Genomic DNA, 20,132 nt, shown 5'->3' on the forward strand with positions numbered 1-20,132 from the left:
CTCAGACGCGGGTGTTCTGCGATTCCGGGGCCAGGGGCGCGTGGACGGGGTTGGACAGGGAGAGCACGACGGCGGCCACGCGCGGGTGTTCGAGGAGGGCGTCCTCCACGCGCTGGAGCAGGACCGCGGCCTCGCTCTCCCGCTCGTCCCCGGCCAGGTCCACGGCCCCGACGACGAAGAGCTTCTCCGGGCCGACGTACTCGAGGTGCAGGTAGCTCACGGAGAGCACCTCGGGCCGCTCCAGCAGCCAGCGCAGCACCCGGGTCCGGATCACCGGGTCGGCGACCTCGCCGACGAGGAACGCCATGTTCCGCGAGAGCAGGAAGATCGCGACGACCCCGAGCAGCACGCCCACGAGGATCGAGCCGGCGGCGTCCCACCGGGGGTCCCCGGTGAGCTGGTGCAGGGCGAGGGCGGCGGCCGCGATGGCCAGGCCGATCAGGGCCGAGGCGTCCTCCACCCACACGGCGCGCAGGGTGGGGTCCGAGGTCTGGCGCAGGAACGTGGCATCGCTGATGTGCCGCCGCTCCGCGTCGCCGCGGACGCGCCGGTGCGCGTTCAGGAACGAGATGCCCTCGAGCACGAACGCGACGGCGAGCACGATGTACGCGATCGTGTACTCCGCCTCCTCCTCGGGGGCGGACCAGGCCGTGATCCCGTGCCAGACCGAGACCGCCGAGCCCACCGCGAACAGGCCGAAGGCCGCGACCATCGACCACACGTAGGCCGCGCGCCCGTAGCCCAGCGGGTGCCGCGCGTCGGGGGCTAGGCCGGCCCGACGCTCCGCCAGCAGCAGGAAGACCTCATTGCCGGCGTCGGCCCAGGAGTGCGCGGCCTCCGCCACCATCGCGGCTGAGCCGGTGACCGCGCCCACGATCGACTTGACGACGGCGATCACCGTGTTCACGCCGAGGGCGATCAGGACGGTCAGCAGGCTCTCGCCGCCGGACTCGGCGGCGGGCGGGGCGACGGCGGGCGGGGTACGGGTCATCCCCCGAGTCTGCCCCTGCAGGCGGGTGCCGGGCCAGGCTCGCCATGTCCGGGTCCGCCGGTCCGGGAGCGCGAGAGGGGGTCCACGCGGATCGGCGTCGCCGAGCCCGTGAGGTCTCCGCGTGCGCGGCCTAGCGTGGGGCCATGACGGATTCTCCCCTGCACCTCGACCGCCCCGACGCCCCCCGCATCATCGTGCTCGGCGCGACGGGCTACGCCGGATCCCTCGTCGTGGACGCCCTCGTGGCCCAGGGCGCACGGCCCGTGCTGGCGGGCCGGAACCGGGACTCGCTCCAGCACGCGGCGAGGCGGCACGACGGGCTGGAGGTCGCCGTCGCCGACGCCGGTGACCCCGCCTCGCTGAGGGCCCTGGTCACGGAAGGCGATGTGCTGGTCTCCACGGTCGGCCCCTTCGAACGCTACGGCCGACCGGTCGCCCGCGCCGCCGCGGAGCGGGGCGCGCACTACGTGGACTCCACCGGTGAGGTCGGCTTCGTGAAGGACCTCAAGGCGGACCTGGACGCCACCGCCCGACGCACGGGCGCCACCCTGCTGCCCGCCCTCGGCTTCGACTACGCGCCGGGCATGCTCGCGGGCGGGCTCGCGCTGGCGCAGGCCGGTGGACGCGCACGGTCCCTGCAGATCGGATACTTCGCCGACGGCGAGCTGGACCCGCGCGTCGACCTCAGCCACGGGACGCGCCAGACGATGGTGGACGCCCTCACCGAGCGGACGATCACGTGGCGCGGCGGGCGGCTGGCGACGACGGGCCCGGCCAGCCGGTCGGCCGTCTTCCGGGTCGACGGGCAGGATCGCCGCGGCGTGCTGTTCGGCGGCACGGAGTCCCTGTTCCTGCCGCGGATGCAGCCCGGCCTGGATGAGGTCGAGGTCTTCAACGGCTGGTTCCCGGCCCGGCCCACGCAGATCGGCGCCGCCGCCCTCGGCGCGGTGGGGTGGCTCCCCGGCGTCGCCCGCGGCGTGCAGGCCCTGCTGCGGCCCTTGGCCGGGGACCCGGGTGGCCCCGACGCCGCAGACCGGGCCCGCACGGGCTCCCGAGTCGGGGCGATCGCGCGGGACGCGGCCGGCCGCGTCGTGGCGGACGTGCACCTGCGCGGCCCCAACGCCTACACGTTGACCGGGGACCTCATGGCCTGGGGCGCCCGTCAGCTCGCCGCAGGCCGGGCCCGCGAGGCCGGCGTCGTCAGCCCGATCCAGGCGTTCGGCCTCGACGACTTCGAGACGGCCTGCGCCGCGGTCGGCCTGGTGCGGGCATGATCCCGACGACTGACCCCGCCCGTGGCCCTCAGCGGGGGCGACGCCGCGGGCGGCTGATCCAGGCCAGATAGGCGCTGCCGCCGGTCAGGGCGGCGCCGCCGGCGGCCACCACCGGCCCGGCGAAGCGGCCGAGCCGGTCCTTGTACGCCACGAGCACGTTCGTGCCGCCGGTGATCATCGCGGCCACCACCATGGCGGCCACCACCCGGTCGCCCGTCCGCTCGAGGCGCGTCACGAGCGGCTCGAGCTCGCTCGCGCGGACGGTGACGTCGATCCCGCCGTCGTCGATGCGTTCCATCACCTTGCGGGCGTACTCCGGCAGGTCGATGCCGAGCTCGGCCGCCGCGATCGTGGCCCGGCCGATCCGGCCCGCCACCCGCCGGGGGTCGAGGTGCTCCCCCACGAGGCGCAGGGCGAACGGGTCGAGCACGCGGGTGTAGTCGAAGCCGGGGTGCAGGCGGCGGCCGATGCCGTCCACGATGATCAGCATCCGCAGCAGCTGCACGAGCTCGGGCGGCAGGGACAGCCGGTGGCGCCGCACCAGGGCGAAGATCTCCGAGATCAGCTGCGCCACGCGGATGTCCTCGAGCTCGCGCCCCTCGAGGCGGCCGACGATCCGGGCCACCTCCAGCCGGAGCCGACGGCGGTCCACCGGGCCGCGCGGCGGGGCGATGTCCAGCAGGGCCCGCACCAGCCCGTCGGTGTCCTGCCGGGCCAGCGCCATGGCCAGGCCCGCGAACCGGCGCCGGAGGGACGGGGAGATCCGCCCGACGGAGCCGAAGTCGATGAACCCGACGGTCCCGTCCGGCTCGATGAACAGGTTGCCCGGGTGCGGGTCCGCATGGAACACGCCGTGCTCGAACACCATGGCCAGCAGCACGTCGGCGGCCCGGTACGCCAGCTCCTCCCGGTCGATGCCGGCGGCGTCGAGTCCGGCCAGGTCGTCCACGCGCAGCCCGGAGAGCTCCTGCATGGTCAGCACGCGCGAGGTGGTCAGGTCCCACTCGATCCACGGGAACCGCACGCCCGGGGTGTCCCGGAAGCCGGCGGCGATCTCCTCGCAGGCCCGCGCCTCCACCACGTAGTCGAGCTCGGCGCGCAGCGAGCGGTCGAACTCGTCCACCATGGCCGGCACGTCCAGGTCGGCGAAGGTCCGTGAGGCCCGCGACCACGTGGCCGCCAGCGTCCGCAGGATCTCCAGGTCCGCCTGGACCTGCTCCACCACACCGGGCTTGCGGACCTTCACGACGACGGCGCGCCCGTCATGCAGGCGCGCGCGGTGGGCCTGACCGATGGAGGCGGTGGCCAGGGGCGCCCGGTCGAACCAGGCGAACAGGGTGTCGACGTCGGCGCCGAGGTCCTCCTCGACCGTCCGGGCGACGGCCTCGAAGGGCACCGCCGACGTGCTGTCCGTGAGGCGGGCGAACGCCGCGCAGTAGGCCTCGGGGAACACGTCCGGGCGCGCCGAGATCAGCTGCCCGAGCTTCACGAAGGTGACGCCCAGCTCCTCGAACGTGCGCACGAACAGCTCGGGGCGGGCCTCGGCGTCGATGCCCAGGTGCGGCTCCCCCTCCTCGAGGGGCAGCCACCGGGAGAGCCCGGCCTGCACGGCCGTGGCCATGAGGCCGTTGCGGGCCATGACGTGGGCGATCTCGCGGTAGCGCTGCAGGTGGAGGGCCATGACGCCCACGCTACCGACCGCGCGGAGGGACGGGCCCCGCCGCTCAGTCCGCGTACCGGAGCATGCCCGGCCGGACCCGCGCGTCGGCCCCGATCCGCATCCCGTCCGCGAGCGCGCCCGCCGCCCGCAGCTCCCGCAGCCTCGCCAGCACCCGGTCCCGCACGTCCCACGGGCTGAGGGTGTTGACGTTGATCTTGGTGGCGCCCTCGAAGCCGGCGAGCGTGGAGACGCGCCACTTGAGCATCACACGCCACGGCATCGGGTCCGCGACGCCGGGCGGGCGGGTGTGCCACTCCTCGTTGGAGGGGACGTCCGGGCCGGTGGCCGCGTGGGCGGCATGCAGCAGGTCGGAGACGGCGCGCAGCTCGGCCGCGGACTGCCGCCACGGCTGCCCCACCGGGCTCGTGGAGTAGACCTCGACCGTCGGGTACCGGTGGCCGAAGCCGGCGAACATCACGGCGTGCTCGTTCTCGGCGATCACGAGGTCGTGCGCCACAGCCACGTCCAGCGCGGCGTGGTTGAACACCTGCGGGTCCTCGCGCAGCCGGTCCAGGACGGCGGCGTTCTGCGCGCCGACCTCGTCGATGGCCACGAGCTGCTTGTGCAGGTGGTCGAAGGAGGCACCGGCGGGCTTGAGCCAGTTCTGGAACACGGAGACGTACCGCACGGCGGGCGTGGTCGCGTAGAGGTCCCGCATCGCGTCGGCGGTGAGGGCCAGGAAGGCGTGGTGCTCGTCCGGGGTGAGGGTGCCCGAGGAGGCCAGCTGGTGGTCGTCCACGGCGTCGTAGACGAAGTGCCGCCGGGCGATCACCACGTCGTGCGTGCCGCCGAAGAATGCGGCCGACGCCGCGATCAGCTCCGCCTCGGACATCGCCGCCGCCTCCTCGGCGGAGCGGCCGGAGGCGCGCAGCTTCGCGGCGACGACGGCGCGCACGTGGGCGCGGCCGGCCTCGGTGGCCAGGTACTCGTCACGGCGGCGGCGCGCGTCCGGGGGGAGTTCGTAGCCGTGGTTGAGACGCCAGTAGTCGTAGCTGAGGATCTCGAAGAGGTTGGGGACCCGGCGGAAGGCCGGGGTCGTCTCCCCGAGCCGCTCCGCGGCCGGATGCCGCAGGATCTGCCAAGCCGGGGCGCCGTCGTCGGCCCTCGTGGAGACGATGCGTGACTTCTCCGGCGGCGTCTCCAGCAGGCGGTGCTCGCAGAAGGCACAGTGCCGACCCTGCTGGGCGGGGTCGAGCGGCTGCGGGGCGGGCCGGACGAGGCCGAGCGGGCGGTGGCCGCGGCCGGGCACGGTCCAGACCTCGGTGCCGGTGAAGGGGTTGCGCTGCTTGACGGTGCCGTCCGGCAGTCGGGTGAGGGGCTCGCTCACAGACGGGTGCACGAGGCCAGGATACGAGGCGGTGCCGACCCGGTGTGCCGAGCCCTGTTCGCCGTCGTCGATCACGCAGGGCGGGCCCCGTGACCTCCGGCGTGATCATCCCCACGGCCACCCGTGACGCGGGTACGCTGATCGCTGTTCCACGTCACAGCGCTCTCGCTCGACTCGTCTCACCCGCACGGAGGCCTCACCCATGTCGTCCCGCATCCACCACCCCGGCCTCCGGTCGAAGGTGATGTCCGCCGCGGAGGCGGCGGCGTTCATCCAGCACGGCACCACCGTGGGCATGAGCGGGTTCACGGGGTCCGGCTACCCGAAGGCTGTGCCGATGGCGCTGGCCGAGCGGGCGAAGGCGCTGCACGCGCGCGGCGAGGAGTTCCGCATCAACCTCCACACGGGGGCGTCCACCTCCGCGGAGATGGACGGCGCGCTGGCCGAGGCGGACGCCGTCGCGCTGCGCACCCCGTTCCAGTCGGACCCGACGATGCGCGCCAAGATCAACGCTGGCGCGATCGAGTACATCGACACGCACCTGTCCCACCTGGCGCAGGCCGTGTGGAACGGCTTCTACGGGCCCATGACCACGGCGGTGATCGAGGTGTCCGGGATCCGCGAGGACGGCCGTCTCGTCCCCAGCTCCTCCGTGGGCAACAACAAGTCCTGGATCGACCTGGCGGATCAGGTGATCCTCGAGGTCAACTCGTGGCAGAGCGAGGACCTCGAGGGTCTGCATGACGTCTACTACGGCACCGCGCTGCCCCCGCACCGCTCGCCGATCATGCTCACCCACCCCGCAGACCGCATCGGTGAGACGTACCTGCGGTGCGATCCGGCCAAGGTGGTGGCCGTCGTCGAGACCCACGCCCCGGACCGCAACTCCCCGTTCAAGCCCGCCGACGCGGACTCGATCGCGATCGCCCAGCACCTCGTGGAGTTCTTCGAGCACGAGGTGGCCCAGGGCCGGTACGACGAGCGGCTGCTGCCGCTGCAGTCGGGCGTGGGCAACATCGCGAACGCGGTGATGTCCGAGCTCGTGAAGTCCCGGTTCACGGGCCTGTCCGCGTTCACCGAGGTGGTGCAGGACGGCATGCTCGACGCCCTGGACTCCGGCACCCTGGCGACCGCGTCCGCGACCGCGTTCTCCCTGTCCACCGAGGCCGCCGAACGGTTCAACGACAACGCCGCGAAGTATCGGGACAAGCTGATCCTGCGCACCCAGGAGATCTCCAACCACCCCGAGCTCGTGCGCCGGCTCGGCATCCTCGCCATGAACGGCATGCTCGAGGCCGACCTGTACGGCAACGTGAACTCCACGCACCTGATGGGCACGAAGATGATGAACGGTCTCGGCGGCTCCGGCGACTTCGCCCGCAACGCGTTCACCTCGTTCTTCCTCACCCCGTCCACGGCCAAGGGCGGGGACATCTCCTGCATCGTGCCGATGGTCTCGCACGTGGACCACACCGAGCACGACGTGCACGTGGTGGTCACCGAGCAGGGGCTGGCCGACCTGCGCGGCCTCTCCCCCAAGCAGCGCGCCCGCACGATCATCGACACGTGCGCGCACCCGGACTACAGGGAGCAGCTGCGGGACTACTTCGACCGCGCGATGCGCGGGTCGGACGGCCTGCACACCCCGCACCTGTTGGGCGAGGCCCTGTCCTGGCACCAGCGCTTCCTCGAGACCGGGACGATGCGTCAAGGCTGACGGCCCGCCGGACCGGACACCTGCGGGACACCTGCGACGGGGCACCCTACAGTGGGCCGCGCCTCGCGGCAGGGTGAGATCACGCCGGCTCCGGGCACGTGCCCGGAGCCGGCCCAGGCCCGCGGGGCCGGCGACGGCGTCAGCCGCGCCCGCCCTGCTCCCGCTCGGGGATTCCCGCGGCCCACAGGGCGGCCGCGATGAGGGCGGGCTGGCCGAACAGCCGCGCCAGGCGGCGACCGTCCGTGTCCAGCCCGAAGCCGTCCTTGCGCTCGGCGTACTGCCCGATGTTCCCGGGGTAGATCGCGGTGTAGAAGGCCGCCAGGGCGGTGCCGGTCAGGCGGCGCTGCCCGGGGAGCGCCAGCAGAGCGGCCCCGAGGCCGATCTCGGCCACGCCGGATCCGAGCACCACGAGGTCCGCCGGGAGCGGGACCCACGAGGGCACCTGGGCGCGGAACTCACGGCGCGCCACGGTGAGGTGGGACAGCCCCGCGGCGGTCATGAACCCGCCGAGGCCGAGGCGGGCGGCGGTCTGGGAGAGGGGGGCGGACTGCCGGCGCTTCGTCATCACGCCTCCCCGAGCTCGAGGACGACGTCGATGTTGCCCCGGGTGGCGTTCGAATAGGGGCACACCTGATGCGCCTGCTCCATGAGGGCGCGGGCCTGGTCCGCGGGGACGTTGGGCAGCACGACCTCGAGGGTGACCTCCAGGCCGAAGCCCTCACCCTGGCGGCCGATGCCCACGCGCGCGCCGACGGAGGAGTCGGTGATGTCGGCACGGGAGGCCCGGGCGACCATCTGCAGGGCCGAGTGAAAGCACGCGGCGTAGCCGGCGGCGAACAGCTGCTCGGGGTTGGTGCCCTGGCCGGAGCCGCCCATCTCGGTGGGCACCGCGAGGTCGAGGTCGACCCGCCCGTCGGTGGTGCGGACATGGCCGTCGCGGCCGGCGCCGGTGCTGAGCGCCTCGGCGGTGTAGATGGTCTCCATGAGAGGTCCTTTCATCCGCCCGCCCCGTGCGGGACGAGTCGGCTCCAGCCTGCCACCCGGTTAGGTCGCGCGCAACCAAGTCGCTCCCCAGCGACCACTAGAATCGCTCCCATGGATGCCGCGCCGACCCCCAGCCTCGCCCTCGAGGACCAGCTCTGCTTCGCCCTGCACCGGGCGGCGCGCGCCGTCACGCGCGGCTACGGCCCCCTGCTCTCCCGCCTCGGCCTCACCTACCCGCAGTACCTCGTGATGCTCACCCTGTGGCAGGTGGAGAGTGACGCCTCGGCTGAGACGGAGGCGTCGACGTCGGACGCCGCCGGCGCGCTGGGGGTCGGCGCGCTGCGGGACCGGCTCGGCATGGACAACGGGACGATCACACCCCTGGTGCGGCGCCTGGCCGGCATGGGGCTCGTCACGCGGGAGCGCGACGTCCACGACGAGCGACGCGTGCTGGTCCGGCTGACGGACGAGGGACGAGCGCTGCGGGCGTCCGCCCGGACGGTCCCGGTGGACGCCCTCACCCGGATCCCCCTCGACACCACCGAGCGCCAGGTCCTCATGGACCTGCTGAACCGGATCACCGAGGCCGCCGGGCCGCGCTGAAACGGCGGGAGCGGCCCGCGCGGAGCGCGGGTCAGCGCACCCGGTCCAGGATCGCCCGGGCGACGGCGTCCGCCTCGCGCTCGGGCAGCCAGTGGTCCGCGTCGAGCGCCACGAACCGGTACTCCCCCGCCACCTGCCCCGCCGTGAGCTCGGCGGCCCGCGGCCCCAGGGCCGCGTCCCGGGTGCCCCACACATACGTGGTGGGGACCGACACGGGCGCGCTGCTCGTGGTGGTCACCAGATCCGGGTTCGCCCGATACCAGTTCACCGGGCCGCGCAGGCTCTGCGGGGTGGAGAACCGGCGGGCGTAGTGCTCCGCCCCGGGGACCTGCCCCCGCTGCAGCAGGGAGCCCAGCCGTCGCGAGAGGATCCGTTCGGGGAGGGCCGGTGCCTGGAAGGCGGCGATGTACCAGCTGCGGCGCAGCTGGTCCGGGCCGCGCAGGGCGCGGGCCAGGGCGGCCGGGTGCGGCGTGGACAGGACGGTCAGGGACGCGACGCGCTCGGGGTGGGCGGCGGCCAGCGCCCAGGCGACGGCGCCGCCCCAGTCATGGCCGACGACGTGGACGCGCCGCGCCCCCGCCGCGTCCGCCAGCGCGACGGCGTCCCCCACGAGCGCCGGGAGGCGGTAGGCCGCCGTCGCCCGCGGCGCGGCCCCCGGGGAGTAGCCGCGCTGGTCCGGCGCGAGGGTGCGCAGCCCCGCGGCGTGCAGCAGCGGCTCGACGTGCCTCCAGGACGTGGCGTCCTGCGGGAAGCCGTGCAGCAGCAGGACCACCTCCCCCTCGGCCGGCCCGCCGTCGCGGACATCGAAGGTCAGGCCCTGATGCCGGAAGGTGTCCATGCCGCCCCCGAGTGCGCCGTCGCTCGTCACAGCCGGACGACCATCTTCCCCGTGTTGGCGCCCTCGAGCAGGTCGATGAACGCCTGGGGCGCGTTCTCCAGACCCTCCCGGACGGTCTCGTCCCACTGGATCTTTCCGTCGGCGACCCACGGGCCCACGCGCTCGAGGAACTCGGGACGGACCTGCGCCGCGTACTTCTGCAGGACGAAGCCGCGCAGGGTCAGGCACTTGCCGATCGCCAGGGCGAGGTTGCGCGGGGCCGCCGGCGGCTCCGTCGAGTTGTACTGGGCGATCGCACCGCACATCGCCACGCGGCCGTCGACCCGCAGCGCGGCGATGGCGGCCTCGAGGTGGTCGCCGCCCACGTTGTCGAAGTAGACGTCGATCCCCTCCGGCGCGGCCTCGGCCAGCAGGTCCGTGGGCGAGCCGTCGTGGTAGTCGAACGCGGCGTCGAAGCCCAGCTCCTTCACCCACGCCACCTTCTCGGGCGTGCCGGCCGAGCCGACGACGCGCGAGGCGCCCAGGAGGCGGGCGATCTGGCCGGCGACCGAGCCGACGGCCCCCGCGGCGCCCGAGATGAAGACGGCGTCGCCCTCCTGCATCTCGGCCACGTGCACGAGGCCGGTGTAGGCGGTCAGACCCGTCATGCCCAGCACGCCCAGGTAGGTGCTGTCCGAGAACTGGGAGGTGTCCACGGCCTGGACGGTGTCGCCGTCGAGGACGGCGTGCTCGCGCCAGCTGAGGCCGTGGAGCACGGACGTGCCCTCCGGCACGTCCGCGTGGCGCGAGGCGATCACGGTGCCCACCGCGCCGCCGTCGAGGGGGGCGTCGAGCTGGAACGGAGGCACATAGGACTCGACGTCGTTCATGCGGCCGCGCATGTACGGGTCCACGGACATCACGGTGTTGCGCACGAGGACCTGGCCCTCGGTGAGCTCGGGGAGCTCGACCTCGGTGAGGCGGAAGTTCTCCGGCGTCGGGGCGCCGTGGGGGCGGGAGGCGAGGTGGATCTCGCGCGTGCGGGTGGGGGTGCTCATGGTGGTCTCCTCGGGGTCGGGGCGGCGGGCTCGGTGGAGGATCAGCGCGCGAGCAGGTCCAGGAGGCGGCGGGCGGCGTCGGCGGAGGAGGCCGGGTTCTGGCCGGTCACCAGGGTGCCGTCCGTGACCACGAAGCTCTCCCCGTCCGGGCCCTTGCGGTAGTCCGCGCCGGCGGCGATCAGCGCGTCCTCGACGAGGAACGGGACGACGTCCGTCAGCTGGGCGGCCTCCTCCTCGCCGTTGGTGAACCCGGTGACCTGACGGCCGCGCACGAACGGGGTGCCGTCGGCGGCGGTGATCGGGTGCAGGATCCCGGGCGCGTGGCAGACGAGGCCGAGCGGGCGCCCGGCCGCGTCGCTGTCGAGGATGATCCGCGTGGAGTCGGCGTCGGACACCAGGTCCCACAGCGGGCCGTGACCGCCCGGGTAGAAGACGGCGTCGAACCCGTCCACGTCCACCTGGGCCAGGGGCGTGGTGTGGGCCAGGGCGGCCTTGGCCTCCTCGTCCTGGTCGAACCGGCGGGTGGCCTCGGTCTGCATCTCCGGCTGCGAGCTCGTCGGGTCGATGGGCGGCTGGCCGCCGCGGGGCGAGGCGAGGGTGACCTCGTGGCCGGCGTCCGTGAAGACGTAGTAGGGCGAGGCGAACTCCTCGAGCCAGAACCCGGTCTTGCGGCCGGTGTCGCCCAGCTGGTCGTGCGAGGTGAGGATCATCAGGATGCGGGACATGTCTGGGGCCCTTTCGTCGGTGGGGACTGAACTCTCATGGTCGTACACAACCGAATCTCGGGCAAGGGTGACGGTGCCCGGGTCGTCAGCGCTCCGTCACCCGCCCGTCCTGGACCTGCCAGCGACGGTCGGTGCGGACGGTGTCCAGCATGCGGCGGTCGTGGGTGACGAGCAGCAGGGCGCCCTCATAGGTCTCCAGGGCCTGTTCGAGCTGCTCGATGGCCTCCAGGTCCAGGTGGTTGGTGGGCTCGTCGAGCACCAGGACGTTCACCCCGCGGGCCTGGAGCAGGGCCAGGGATGCCCGGGTGCGCTCGCCGGGCGAGAGCTCGTCCACGGGGCGGTTCACGTGGTCGGCCCTGAGGCCGAACTTGGCCAGCAGGGTGCGCACCTCCCCGGAGGCCATCTCGGGCACGAGCGCCTCGACGGCCGCGGCGAGCGGGACGGTCCCGGCCAGCAGCGAGCGCGCCTGGTCGATCTCCCCGATCTGCACGCTGGACCCCAGGGCGGCCGTGCCCTCGTCCGGGGCCTGGCGGCCCAGCAGCCCGCGCAGCAGGGTGGACTTGCCGGCCCCGTTGGGCCCGGTGATGCCGATCCGCTCCCCCGCGTTCACCTGGAGGGACACCGGGCCGAGCGTGAAGCCTCCCTGCCGGAAGACGGCGTCGTTGAGGGTGGCGACCACCGAGCTGGAGCGCGGCGCCGCACCGATGGTGAACTCCAGCCTCCACTCCTTGCGCGGCTCCTCCACCTCCTCCAGGCGCGCGATGCGGCTCTCCATCTGCCGGACCTTCTGGGCCTGCTTCTCGCTCGACTCACTGTTGGCCCTGCGGCGCAGCTTGTCGTTGTCCGGGGACTTCTTCATCGCGTTGCGCACGCCCTGGCTGGACCACTCCCGCTGGATGCGGGCGCGGGAGACGAGGTCCTGCTTCTGCTCGGCGAACTCCTCGTACTTCTCCCGGGCCTGGCGGCGCAGGGTGGCCCGCTCCTCGAGGTAGGCCTCGTAGCCGCCGCCGTAGACGCGGTTGGTGCGCTGGGCGAGGTCGAGCTCCAGGACGCGGGTGACGCAGCGGGCCAGGAACTCGCGGTCGTGGCTCACCAGCACGACGCCGCCGCGCAGCTCCTGCACGAAGGCCTCCAGGCGGGTCAGACCGTCGAGGTCCAGGTCGTTGGTGGGCTCGTCCAGGAGCACGACGTCGAAGCGGGAGAGCAACAGCGCGGCGAGGCCGACGCGGGCGGCCTGCCCACCGGAGAGGGAGGTCATGAGGACCTGTTCCGGGGAGGCGGAGAGGTCGAGGCCGAGGTCGGCCAGGACGGCGGGGATGCGCTCCTCAGGTCCGCGGCGCCGGAGGCCAGCCAGCGGGTGAGGGCGGTGTTGTAGCGGTCTGCGGCGGCGTCCGTGACGTCCGGGTCCGCCAGGCCCGAAGCGGAGGCGTCCATCTCTCGAGTGGCCTCGGCGCAGCCGGTGCGGCGGGCGATGTACCCGGCGACCGTCTCCCCCGGCACCCGCTCGCGCTCCTGCGGCAGCCAGCCCACGAACGCGTCGGCCGGGGCCAGGCTGACCGTGCCGGCCTGCGGCGCGAGGTCCCCGCCGAGGATGCGCAGCAGGGTGGACTTGCCCGCGCCGTTGGCCCCCACGACGCCGACGACGTCCCCGGGCGCGACCGTGAGGTCCAGATCCTCGAAGAGCGTGCGGTGACCGTGGCCGCCGGCGAGGCCGGAGGCGACAAGGGTGGCGGTCATGCTTCTCCTGGCTCGAGTGCGCTTCCCTGGGGCGGGTCACCGCCACACTGTCACAGATCCCCCGGGGCACCGCCCCCGGGCCCCGACTCCCAGACCTGCGGCGCGCTTCCTTCCTTGCCCTGACAGGGGGAGAGTCATAGCGTCGCCAGGGTCAGGTGCGCGGCTCCGCGCGGCGCACACGGCGCTCCAGAGAGAAGGCAGAGCACTGATGACTGAACCGGTGAAGTACACGCCCGACATCGAGCATTCGGTCGACCGCGAGGAGGACCTGACCCGCGAGATCCTGGCCCAGATGGGCGCGGCACAGCGCCGCGCGGCGGGAGAGCACAAGCACGCCCACCGCGACGCCCACGCCAAAAGCCACGCCGTCCTCAAGGCCACGCTGGAGGTGCACGAGGGCCTGGCTCCCGAGCTGGCGAAGGGCATCTTCGCCCGTCCGGGCACCTACGAGGCGGTGGCGCGGCTCTCCTCCGCACCCGGGGACATCCACACCGACCGCACTCCCGCCCCGCGGGGCTGGGCCTTGAAGGTGCTGGGGGTGGAGGGCAAGCGGCTGCTGCCGGACCTGGACAGCCACAATCAGGACTTCCTCATGGTGAACTTCCCGACGCTCGCCTTCGGCACCGTGGCCCGCTACAAGGAGATGCTGAGCCTGCTGGAGAAGAACTCCCAGTCCCCCGAGCTGCTGCAGCGCCTGACGACGGGCGCCGCGCGCGTGGTCCGGGGTGCGGTGGAGACCGTCGGGGGGACCCCCAGCGCCACCCTGGAGGGCCTGGGGCGGGACAACGCCCACGTCCTCGGCGAGACGTACTTCACCCAGGGCGCCCTGCGCTACGGGGACCACGTCGCGAAGATCTCGCTGGCCCCGGCGTCCGAGAACGTGCGCGCCCTGACCGGTCAGGACATGAAGGTGGAGGACTTCTCCTCGATCAGCGAGATCGTCGCCGACTTCTTCTCGCGTGAGAGCGCAGAATACGTCCTGCGGGCGCAGCTGGCGACCGACCCGGAGCGCATGCCGGTGGAGGACGCCTCCGTCCTGTGGGACGAGGAGGAGGCCCCGCACCAGCCCGTCGCCACCCTGCGCATCGAGGCGCAGGAGAGCTACAGCCATCCCCGCCGCGTCTACGGCGACGACGCCCTCACCTTCAACCCCTGGAACGGCGTGGTCGAGCACCAGCCGTTGGGCTCCATCATGCGCGTCCGCAAGCGCGCCTATGAGCAGTCCACTCGCTTCCGCCACGAGTTCAACGACCGCCCGGCCCCCGAGCCGTCGTCGCTCGACGACATCCCGGACTGATCCCGGCCCCACCCCTCACCATTCACCCCAAAGGATTCTCGAAGGAGGACCTCATGACTGACCGCCCCGACCCCCGACTGCAGGACGAGAGCCGCCTCGACGCCGTCAAGCGCGCCGTCGAGGACGTCGCCCAGGACGCCCCCACGCTGGCCAAGATCGCCCTCGAGGCGATGATCCGTGAGCACAACCCGGACCTGTCCGGCACCGCCGACTCCGCCGGCCGCGTGGGGATGCGCTCGGGCAAGGTCTCGGAGCTGACCGCGATCGCCCGCCTCAAGCCGGGCGGCGCCGAACGGCTGCAGCGCATCTTCGACCTGACCCGCGGCAACATGGACGGCGCCCAGCGCGTGTCCACGCTGCACGACATGCGCTTCGTCTTCTTCGACGACAACACCCGCATCCTCTTCGCCACGGCCTACGACGGCGACTGGGACGCGTACATCAACGACTTCGCCACCAAGATCCCCGAGCTGATGGACCTCCTCTTCCAGAACGTGGAGGGGTGGCCGGGCATCGACAGCCCGACCGTGAAGGACTTCATCGCCGACCACCAGATCACCGCCTCCGGGTGGTTCGTGGCGAACCCGCAGGTCACCGTGGTGGACACGCGTCGACTGCAGCGCACCGAGGACGCGGTGAACACCTTCCTGGACCAGATGGCCGGGCGCACCGACCTGGACGAGGACACCGCGGCCGCCCTGAAGCAGCTCACCGACACGATCTCCACCCCCGAGGCGGTGGACTACTGAGATGGGCGTGCTCAAGGACCTGAAGGAACGTTTCGATCGGGAGCGGGTCGAGCTGGACCTGGACGACATCCAGGGCCTGGTGCTGCGGTCGCGGCCTGAGCCCTACGTCGGCGCCCACGCCATGCTGACCGTGGAGGAGGCCGAAGGCGGTCGGGACTTCGTCCGTCGCCTGGCCGAGTACGTGACCTCCGCGCAGGACTGGGCCGACGACCTGCAGTCCTGGACCGGCGTGGCGATCAGCTATGCCGGCCTGCGCGCCCTGGGGCTGCCCGAGGACTCCCTGTCCAGCTTCCCGCTGCCCTACCAGCAGGGGATGGCCGCCCGCGCTCAGCAGCTCATGGACACCGGGCCGAACGCCCCGGAGCACTGGGACGAGGCGTTCACCCAGGACGCCTGCCACATCGCGCTGACGATCTACGCGGCCGACGCCGACGCCCTGGACGCCGCCTTGGACCAGGCGGAGAAGGTGCTGGAGCACTCCACCGGAGTGACCCTGGTGGCCACCCACCGGTTCGGGGTCGACGAGCTGAACAAGAACCCCTTCGGCTTCCGGGACTCCATCTCGCAGCCGACGGTGGCCGGCAGCGGGGTGCGGCCTCAGCCGGGCCAGGAGCGCTCCATCTCCGCCGGCGAGTTCATCCTGGGCGAGAACAGCGAGACCGGCTCCCCGCTGGCCGTGCCGCAGCCGGATGTGCTGGGCCGCAACGGGACCTACGTGGTGCTGCGCAAGTTCGCCAGTCGGGTGGGCGCCTTCAACGAGTACCTGGCCTCGCAGAGCCCGGACCCGGAGGAGCAGCACCGGATCGCCGCGAAGATGTTCGGCCGGTGGCGCAGCGGCGCCCCGCTGGTGCTCTCCCCGGACCACGACGACGAGGAGCTGGGCAACGACCCGGAGCGGCGCAACGACTTCACCTTCGAGGACGACCCGAAGGGCCTGATGTGCCCGCACTCCAGCCACATGCGTCGCCTCAACCCGCGGGACAGCGACCTGTCGATCATGACGGACGTGAACATCAAGCGGATCATCCGGCGCTCCTCGACCTACGGTCCCGGGTGGTCGCCGGAGGTGACCTCGGCCGACGACGCGAAGGAGGACCGCGGGATCTACTTCATCTTCATCAGCGCCCGGGCCTTCGACACGATCGAGTTCATGCAGCAGGAGTGGATCAACGGAGGCAACTTCGTCGACCTCGGCTCCGAGCGGGACCCGATCGTCGGTCTGCACGAGGACGACCCGACGCAGGGACGGTTCACCATCCCCGCCGAGCCGGCCCGCAAGCGCATCGACGGCATCACCACCTTCAACCGGATGGCCGGGGGCGAGTACCTCTTCATGCCCTCGCTCAGCGCCCTGCGGTGGATCGGTGAGGCGGGCTGGACCTCCGAGCAGTCGGACGCCGAGGCGTGATGCAGCCCCCGTCCCCGGGCGGCCCCGCAGGCGCCCAGCCGTAACAGGTGAACCTCGACTGGCTGCGGGGCGGCCCGGGCCGCGGCCACGTGGCTGAGCTCCCTGCCCGGGGACGAGGACGGCGTCCGGGGCAGGGGCGGCTGGCGCGCCGACCCGGGCGAGCAGCCCGGCGCGGACGACCACGCCGTCCTGCTGCTCACCTCGGCCGGTGAAGACGTGGCGGACGGGTTGGAGGACGCCGCCGACGACGTCCACGCGGCGATGGCCGCCGTCGAGGGCCTCACCCTGCGGTGGACTCCCCTGTCCCGTGACCCGTCCCGCTGAGGCGCGTCCGCCCCGTCAGTAGGCTGGAGTGATGGCGACGGTACTTCTCGTGCGGCACGGCCGCACCACGGCCAACGCGACCGGACTGCTGGCGGGCCGCACCCCCGGGGTCAGCCTGGACGACCACGGACGGGAGCAGGCGGCCCGCACCGGGGATCGGGTCGCGGCCGTGCCCGTGGCCGCGGTGGTGGCCAGTCCCCTGGAGCGGTGCGCGCAGACGGCCCGCGCACTCCTCGATCGCCAGTCGGGGGCGGTGCCCTCGCTGGTCGACGACGACCTCACCGAGTGCGACTACGGCCAGTGGCAGGGGCGCGCGCTCAGCGACCTGGCCACCGAGCCCCTGTGGGCGACGGTGCAGACCCAGCCGTCCGCCGTCGTCTTCCCCGGTGGGGAGTCCATGGCGGGCATGCAGGCCCGCGCGGTGGCGGCGATCCGCCGGCACGACGCCGCGGTCGAGGCCGAGCACGGGCCCGGGGCGGTGTGGGTGGCGGTGAGCCACGGGGACGTCATCAAGTCGATCCTGGCCGATGCGCTCGGCACGCACCTGGATCTGTTCCAGCGGATCGAGGTGGGACCCGCCTCCGTGTCCATCGTGAGCTACGGCCCGAACCGCCCGCGGGTCTGGGCGATGAACACCGACGCCGGGGACCTGTCCTGGCTGGCGACCCTCGGCCCGTCCGACGACGCCCCGGTGGGCGGCGGCGCAGGCACGGGCGCCGGTGCAGTGGACGAGCAGACGCCTAGGATCGTGGCATGACTGATGCACCTGCCCCCGCCCATGAGTTCGACTGGCCGGATCGGGTCGTGATCGGGACGCTCGGGCGTCCCGGCGCCCGCACGTTCTACCTGCAGGTGCGCACCGGGCCCCGGCTGGTGAGCCTGGCGCTGGAGAAGCAGCAGTCGGCCCTGATGGCGGAGATGATCGACGAGATCCTCGACGATCTCATGGCGCTGGAGGGCAACCCGCACAGCGTCCCGGCCAGCACGCCCGTGGAACTCGTGGACAACGATCCGCTGGACCCGGTGCAGGAGTGGTTCCGGGTGGGGGCCATCGGCCTGGGCTGGGACCCCACCACCGCGCAGGTGCTCATCGACGCGCACCCGCTCTCTGACGACGACGCCGACCCGGCGCCCGAGGCGGACGCCGAGGCCGTGCGCGTGCGCATGCCCGTCGGCGCCGCCCGGGCGTTCGCCCGGCGCACCCGGGAGGTCGTGGACGCCGGCCGTCCGGTCTGCTCGGACTGCGGCCAGCCCATCGACCCCGACGGCCACGACTGCACCCTCCCCGACTCCTGATGAGCGCCGCGGACGTGCCCGCCGGCGAGCTGGTGTCCGGGGAGCTGATGCTCACCGGCCGCATCACGACGGCGTCCAACGCCACGTTCCTCGGCGCGATCGGTGACACCCCGGTGGTCTACAAGCCGGTGGTCGGCGAGGCCCCGCTGTGGGACTTCCCCGCCGAAACCCTGGCCCGCCGCGAGGTGGCCGCGCACCTGGTGTCTGAGGCACTGGGGTGGGACATCGTGCCGCACACGTGGCTGCGCGATGGCCCGTTCGGCGAGGGCATGGTGCAGCTCTGGCAGGAGCAGGACCCTGAGCAGGACGCCGTGGACCTATTCCCGGCGGATCAGGTGCCAGCCTCGGGGTGGCTCACGATCCTGGAGGGTGAGGACGAGGACGGGAATCGGCTGGTCCTGGCCCACGAGGACTCGGCGGCGCTGCGCCGCATGGCGGTGTTCGACGTGATCGTCAACAACGCCGACCGCAAGGGCGCCCACATCCTCGCCATGCCCGGCGGTCACCGGTACGGCGTGGACCACGGGCTCACCTTCCACGTGGAGGACAAGCTGCGGACCATGCTGTGGGGATGGCTCGGTGAGGCCCTGAGCGAGGAGGAGCGCGACGGCGTGGGGCGCGTTCTCGAGGGGCTCGAGGGTGAGCTGGGGCGCAAGCTGGCTGAGCTGCTCAATGCCGAGGAGATCGGTGCCCTTGCGGATCGTTGCGCTGGCTTGCTCGACGACGGACGGTTCCCTGCCCCGAGCGGGCTGACGCCGGCCGTCCCCTGGCCGCTGTTCTGACGGGCCCGAGGCGTCAGCGCGGCCGCAGGGACGGCGGGTGCACTCAGTCCACGAGCCCCGCCGCGGCACCGGCCGCACGGTAGTCCGCGGCGAGCGAGTCCACGGTGGCGTGGGCGTTGAGCCCGCTGGGGTTCGGCGCCACGAACAGCCGCGTGCCCGGCCACGGCGTCTGCTGCTCCCCCAGCGCCGCCTTCGGGCGTCCGAACGCCTGCCGGTAGGCCGTCACCCCCAACACGGCGACGACGGCCGGCGCGTGCGCGGCCACGAGCGCGTCCAGGCGGGCGGGGGCGGCGGCGAGCTCCTCCGCGGTGAGCTCGTCGGCGCGGGCGGAGGCCCGCGGGACGAGGTTGGAGATCCCGATGCCGCGGGCGTGCAGCTCGGCGAGGTCCTCGGCCTTGTAGCCGTCGGAGGCGTCGATCAGGTGCCGGGTGAGCCCGGCGCGGTGCAGGGCCGGGTAGAAGCGGTTGCCGCGGCGGGCGAAGTGCGCTCCGGTGGCGGCGGTCCACAGGCCGGGGTTGATGCCGATGAACAGCAGCCGCAGCGGGTCCGGCAGCAGGTCGGGGACGGTGCGGTCGCGGAACTGCTGGAGCTCGGCCTGGGTGAAGCGCATGTCAGTAGTGATACCTCACCTGGAGGATGATCAGGTCCTCGCCGTCGACGAGGTAGACGAGCCTGTGCTCCTCCGTGATGCGTCGGGACCATGCCCCGGGCGCGCCGTACTTCAGCTGCTCGGGCTTGCCGATCCCGTCGAAGGGATCACGCAGGGCGGCGTCGATGAGGGTGTTGATCCGCTTGAGGACCTTGCGGTCCGTGGTCTGCCAGTGCGTGTAGTCCTCCCAGGCCGAGCGGTCCCACACGAGGCGCACTCAGGCGTCCCCGTCCATGCGGTCCAGAGCGTGCTCCTCGACGCTCCCTGCGCGGGCGCGCTCGTAGGCGTCCAGCAGCCGGCGGGCGTTGGCCGGGGAGCGGAACAGGTAGGCGGTCTCCTGCCAGGCGGCGTACTCGTCCGCGGGCATGAGGACGGCATTCCCCTTGCGGGAGACGATCTCCACGACCTCGCGGTCCGCATTCACTCGCTCGATGAGCGGGAACAGGGTCTTGCGGGCTTCACTGGCACTGATGGACATGGGGGCCTCCTCAGGCGCGTCGCGGTACCTGCTTATGGTACCAGTCGGTGAGGTGGAACTCAGCCGACACGGGCGTGTCAGATGGTCTGTGTAAGCCGTACCGAGAGGAACGGTAAGAATCATGACCATGATCGACGAGAAGAACCCAGGCGAGCCCTCGGGCCAGGACCTGGTCGAGCAGCTGAAAGCCTCAGGG

General features: G+C 72.8%; 20 protein-coding genes and 1 pseudogene. 9 read left to right on the forward strand and 12 right to left on the reverse strand.

Translation table 11 applies throughout. From position 1 onward, the window contains the following. Position 1: 1 nt before the first annotated feature. Positions 2-991: a cation diffusion facilitator family transporter gene (locus tag MF605_RS09930; protein WP_134416730.1), complete on the reverse strand. Its 990-nt coding sequence runs from the start codon at positions 989-991 to the stop codon at positions 2-4. Positions 992-1,134: 143 nt separating this feature from the next. On the opposite strand from MF605_RS09930, the gene MF605_RS09935 reads away from it, so the two are divergent. Then, complete coding sequence (locus MF605_RS09935) at positions 1,135-2,265, forward strand: saccharopine dehydrogenase family protein (RefSeq protein ID WP_036382893.1); 1,131 nt, start codon at positions 1,135-1,137, stop codon at positions 2,263-2,265. 28 nt (positions 2,266-2,293) lie between these two features. Here MF605_RS09935 and MF605_RS09940 read toward each other — a convergent pair whose 3' ends face one another. After that, positions 2,294-3,946: an ABC1 kinase family protein gene (locus MF605_RS09940; protein ID WP_036338696.1), complete on the reverse strand. Its 1,653-nt coding sequence runs from the start codon at positions 3,944-3,946 to the stop codon at positions 2,294-2,296. Positions 3,947-3,989: 43 nt separating this feature from the next. After that, positions 3,990-5,324 carry a DUF4921 family protein gene (locus tag MF605_RS09945; protein ID WP_370510498.1) on the reverse strand — a complete coding sequence of 445 codons (1,335 nt, stop codon included), beginning with the start codon at positions 5,322-5,324 and terminating at the stop codon, positions 3,990-3,992. A gap of 190 nt (positions 5,325-5,514) precedes the next feature. Between MF605_RS09945 and MF605_RS09950 the strand changes: the two genes are divergently transcribed. After that, entirely contained in the window at positions 5,515-7,029 is a 1,515-nt protein-coding gene (locus tag MF605_RS09950; RefSeq protein WP_134416734.1) for a succinyl-CoA:acetate CoA-transferase ScpC, read from the forward strand. A gap of 139 nt (positions 7,030-7,168) precedes the next feature. Here MF605_RS09950 and MF605_RS09955 read toward each other — a convergent pair whose 3' ends face one another. Beyond that, a complete protein-coding gene (locus tag MF605_RS09955; RefSeq protein ID WP_095694796.1) occupies positions 7,169-7,594 on the reverse strand; it encodes a DoxX family protein in 426 nt (141 codons plus the stop codon). Further along, on the reverse strand, positions 7,594-8,013 hold the full coding sequence (locus MF605_RS09960; protein WP_002855232.1) for an organic hydroperoxide resistance protein: 420 nt from the start codon (positions 8,011-8,013) through the stop codon (positions 7,594-7,596). The genes MF605_RS09955 and MF605_RS09960 overlap by 1 nt, the downstream gene beginning before the upstream one ends. A gap of 111 nt (positions 8,014-8,124) precedes the next feature. Between MF605_RS09960 and MF605_RS09965 the strand changes: the two genes are divergently transcribed. Beyond that, the gene (locus tag MF605_RS09965) at positions 8,125-8,616 is read left to right on the forward strand and encodes a MarR family winged helix-turn-helix transcriptional regulator (protein WP_036382885.1); all 492 of its coding nucleotides are present in this window, start codon (positions 8,125-8,127) and stop codon (positions 8,614-8,616) included. Positions 8,617-8,647: 31 nt separating this feature from the next. Here MF605_RS09965 and MF605_RS09970 read toward each other — a convergent pair whose 3' ends face one another. The 4 genes and pseudogenes from MF605_RS09970 to MF605_RS12015 all read right to left on the reverse strand — a co-directional run bounded on the left by MF605_RS09970 (position 8,648) and on the right by MF605_RS12015 (position 12,953). Beyond that, entirely contained in the window at positions 8,648-9,454 is an 807-nt protein-coding gene (locus MF605_RS09970; RefSeq protein ID WP_237068965.1) for an alpha/beta fold hydrolase, read from the reverse strand. Between the two features lie 26 nt (positions 9,455-9,480). Continuing rightward, positions 9,481-10,491, reverse strand: coding sequence for an NADP-dependent oxidoreductase (locus MF605_RS09975; protein WP_134416741.1), 1,011 nt, complete (start codon positions 10,489-10,491; stop codon positions 9,481-9,483). 41 nt (positions 10,492-10,532) lie between these two features. Further along, positions 10,533-11,216 (reverse strand): type 1 glutamine amidotransferase domain-containing protein, encoded by a 684-nt coding sequence (locus MF605_RS09980; protein ID WP_134416743.1) that lies wholly within the window; start codon positions 11,214-11,216, stop codon positions 10,533-10,535. 85 nt (positions 11,217-11,301) lie between these two features. Further along, a pseudogene (locus tag MF605_RS12015) lies at positions 11,302-12,953 on the reverse strand (ABC-F family ATP-binding cassette domain-containing protein). 208 nt (positions 12,954-13,161) lie between these two features. On the opposite strand from MF605_RS12015, the gene MF605_RS10000 reads away from it, so the two are divergent. From MF605_RS10000 to MF605_RS10025, 6 genes are all read left to right on the forward strand, one after another. Further along, complete coding sequence (locus MF605_RS10000) at positions 13,162-14,250, forward strand: catalase family protein (protein WP_208857720.1); 1,089 nt, start codon at positions 13,162-13,164, stop codon at positions 14,248-14,250. A 53-nt stretch (positions 14,251-14,303) separates the two neighbouring features. Next, the gene (locus tag MF605_RS10005; RefSeq protein WP_063190264.1) at positions 14,304-14,999 is read left to right on the forward strand and encodes a hypothetical protein; all 696 of its coding nucleotides are present in this window, start codon (positions 14,304-14,306) and stop codon (positions 14,997-14,999) included. A 1-nt stretch (position 15,000) separates the two neighbouring features. Next, positions 15,001-16,407 (forward strand): Dyp-type peroxidase, encoded by a 1,407-nt coding sequence (locus MF605_RS10010; RefSeq protein WP_063190265.1) that lies wholly within the window; start codon positions 15,001-15,003, stop codon positions 16,405-16,407. A 355-nt stretch (positions 16,408-16,762) separates the two neighbouring features. Then, a complete protein-coding gene (locus MF605_RS10015; protein WP_197458599.1) occupies positions 16,763-17,488 on the forward strand; it encodes a histidine phosphatase family protein in 726 nt (241 codons plus the stop codon). Then, positions 17,485-18,027 (forward strand): Rv2134c family protein, encoded by a 543-nt coding sequence (locus tag MF605_RS10020; RefSeq protein ID WP_134416745.1) that lies wholly within the window; start codon positions 17,485-17,487, stop codon positions 18,025-18,027. Before MF605_RS10015 ends, MF605_RS10020 begins: the two co-directional genes overlap by 4 nt. Further along, the gene (locus tag MF605_RS10025) at positions 18,027-18,809 is read left to right on the forward strand and encodes an Rv2133c family protein (RefSeq protein ID WP_134416747.1); all 783 of its coding nucleotides are present in this window, start codon (positions 18,027-18,029) and stop codon (positions 18,807-18,809) included. The genes MF605_RS10020 and MF605_RS10025 overlap by 1 nt, the downstream gene beginning before the upstream one ends. A gap of 43 nt (positions 18,810-18,852) precedes the next feature. On the opposite strand, the gene MF605_RS10030 is transcribed toward MF605_RS10025, so the two are convergent. The 3 genes from MF605_RS10030 to MF605_RS10040 are packed head-to-tail and all read right to left on the reverse strand — an operon-like array spanning position 18,853 to position 19,936. Beyond that, positions 18,853-19,419, reverse strand: a complete 567-nt coding sequence (locus MF605_RS10030) for a mismatch-specific DNA-glycosylase (protein WP_134416749.1) — start codon at positions 19,417-19,419, stop codon at positions 18,853-18,855. 1 nt (position 19,420) lies between these two features. Beyond that, entirely contained in the window at positions 19,421-19,675 is a 255-nt protein-coding gene (locus tag MF605_RS10035) for a Txe/YoeB family addiction module toxin (RefSeq protein ID WP_134416751.1), read from the reverse strand. Further along, on the reverse strand, positions 19,676-19,936 hold the full coding sequence (locus MF605_RS10040; protein ID WP_134416753.1) for a type II toxin-antitoxin system Phd/YefM family antitoxin: 261 nt from the start codon (positions 19,934-19,936) through the stop codon (positions 19,676-19,678). Positions 19,937-20,132: the final 196 nt, after the last annotated feature.

Source organism: Micrococcus luteus (assembly GCF_022664405.1).
Classification (GTDB): domain Bacteria; phylum Actinomycetota; class Actinomycetes; order Actinomycetales; family Micrococcaceae; genus Micrococcus; species Micrococcus luteus.

Excerpts from the sequence above, each read along its gene's own strand:
- MF605_RS09950 (WP_134416734.1), top strand. The coding sequence starts at position 5,515 with ATGTCGTCCCGCATCCACCACCCCGGCCTCCGGTCGAAGGTGATGTCC.
- MF605_RS10040 (WP_134416753.1), bottom strand. The coding sequence starts at position 19,936 with ATGTCCATCAGTGCCAGTGAAGCCCGCAAGACCCTGTTCCCGCTCATC.
- MF605_RS09960 (WP_002855232.1), bottom strand. The coding sequence starts at position 8,013 with ATGGAGACCATCTACACCGCCGAGGCGCTCAGCACCGGCGCCGGCCGC.
- MF605_RS10000 (WP_208857720.1), top strand. The coding sequence starts at position 13,162 with ATGACTGAACCGGTGAAGTACACGCCCGACATCGAGCATTCGGTCGAC.
- MF605_RS09930 (WP_134416730.1), bottom strand. The coding sequence starts at position 991 with ATGACCCGTACCCCGCCCGCCGTCGCCCCGCCCGCCGCCGAGTCCGGC.
- MF605_RS09970 (WP_237068965.1), bottom strand. The coding sequence starts at position 9,454 with ATGGACACCTTCCGGCATCAGGGCCTGACCTTCGATGTCCGCGACGGC.
- MF605_RS09935 (WP_036382893.1), top strand. The coding sequence starts at position 1,135 with ATGACGGATTCTCCCCTGCACCTCGACCGCCCCGACGCCCCCCGCATC.
- MF605_RS09980 (WP_134416743.1), bottom strand. The coding sequence starts at position 11,216 with ATGTCCCGCATCCTGATGATCCTCACCTCGCACGACCAGCTGGGCGAC.
- MF605_RS10030 (WP_134416749.1), bottom strand. The coding sequence starts at position 19,419 with ATGCGCTTCACCCAGGCCGAGCTCCAGCAGTTCCGCGACCGCACCGTC.
- MF605_RS09975 (WP_134416741.1), bottom strand. The coding sequence starts at position 10,491 with ATGAGCACCCCCACCCGCACGCGCGAGATCCACCTCGCCTCCCGCCCC.
- MF605_RS09940 (WP_036338696.1), bottom strand. The coding sequence starts at position 3,946 with ATGGCCCTCCACCTGCAGCGCTACCGCGAGATCGCCCACGTCATGGCC.
- MF605_RS10010 (WP_063190265.1), top strand. The coding sequence starts at position 15,001 with ATGGGCGTGCTCAAGGACCTGAAGGAACGTTTCGATCGGGAGCGGGTC.
- MF605_RS10015 (WP_197458599.1), top strand. The coding sequence starts at position 16,763 with ATGGCGACGGTACTTCTCGTGCGGCACGGCCGCACCACGGCCAACGCG.
- MF605_RS10005 (WP_063190264.1), top strand. The coding sequence starts at position 14,304 with ATGACTGACCGCCCCGACCCCCGACTGCAGGACGAGAGCCGCCTCGAC.
- MF605_RS10020 (WP_134416745.1), top strand. The coding sequence starts at position 17,485 with ATGACTGATGCACCTGCCCCCGCCCATGAGTTCGACTGGCCGGATCGG.
- MF605_RS10025 (WP_134416747.1), top strand. The coding sequence starts at position 18,027 with ATGAGCGCCGCGGACGTGCCCGCCGGCGAGCTGGTGTCCGGGGAGCTG.
- MF605_RS09955 (WP_095694796.1), bottom strand. The coding sequence starts at position 7,594 with ATGACGAAGCGCCGGCAGTCCGCCCCCCTCTCCCAGACCGCCGCCCGC.
- MF605_RS09965 (WP_036382885.1), top strand. The coding sequence starts at position 8,125 with ATGGATGCCGCGCCGACCCCCAGCCTCGCCCTCGAGGACCAGCTCTGC.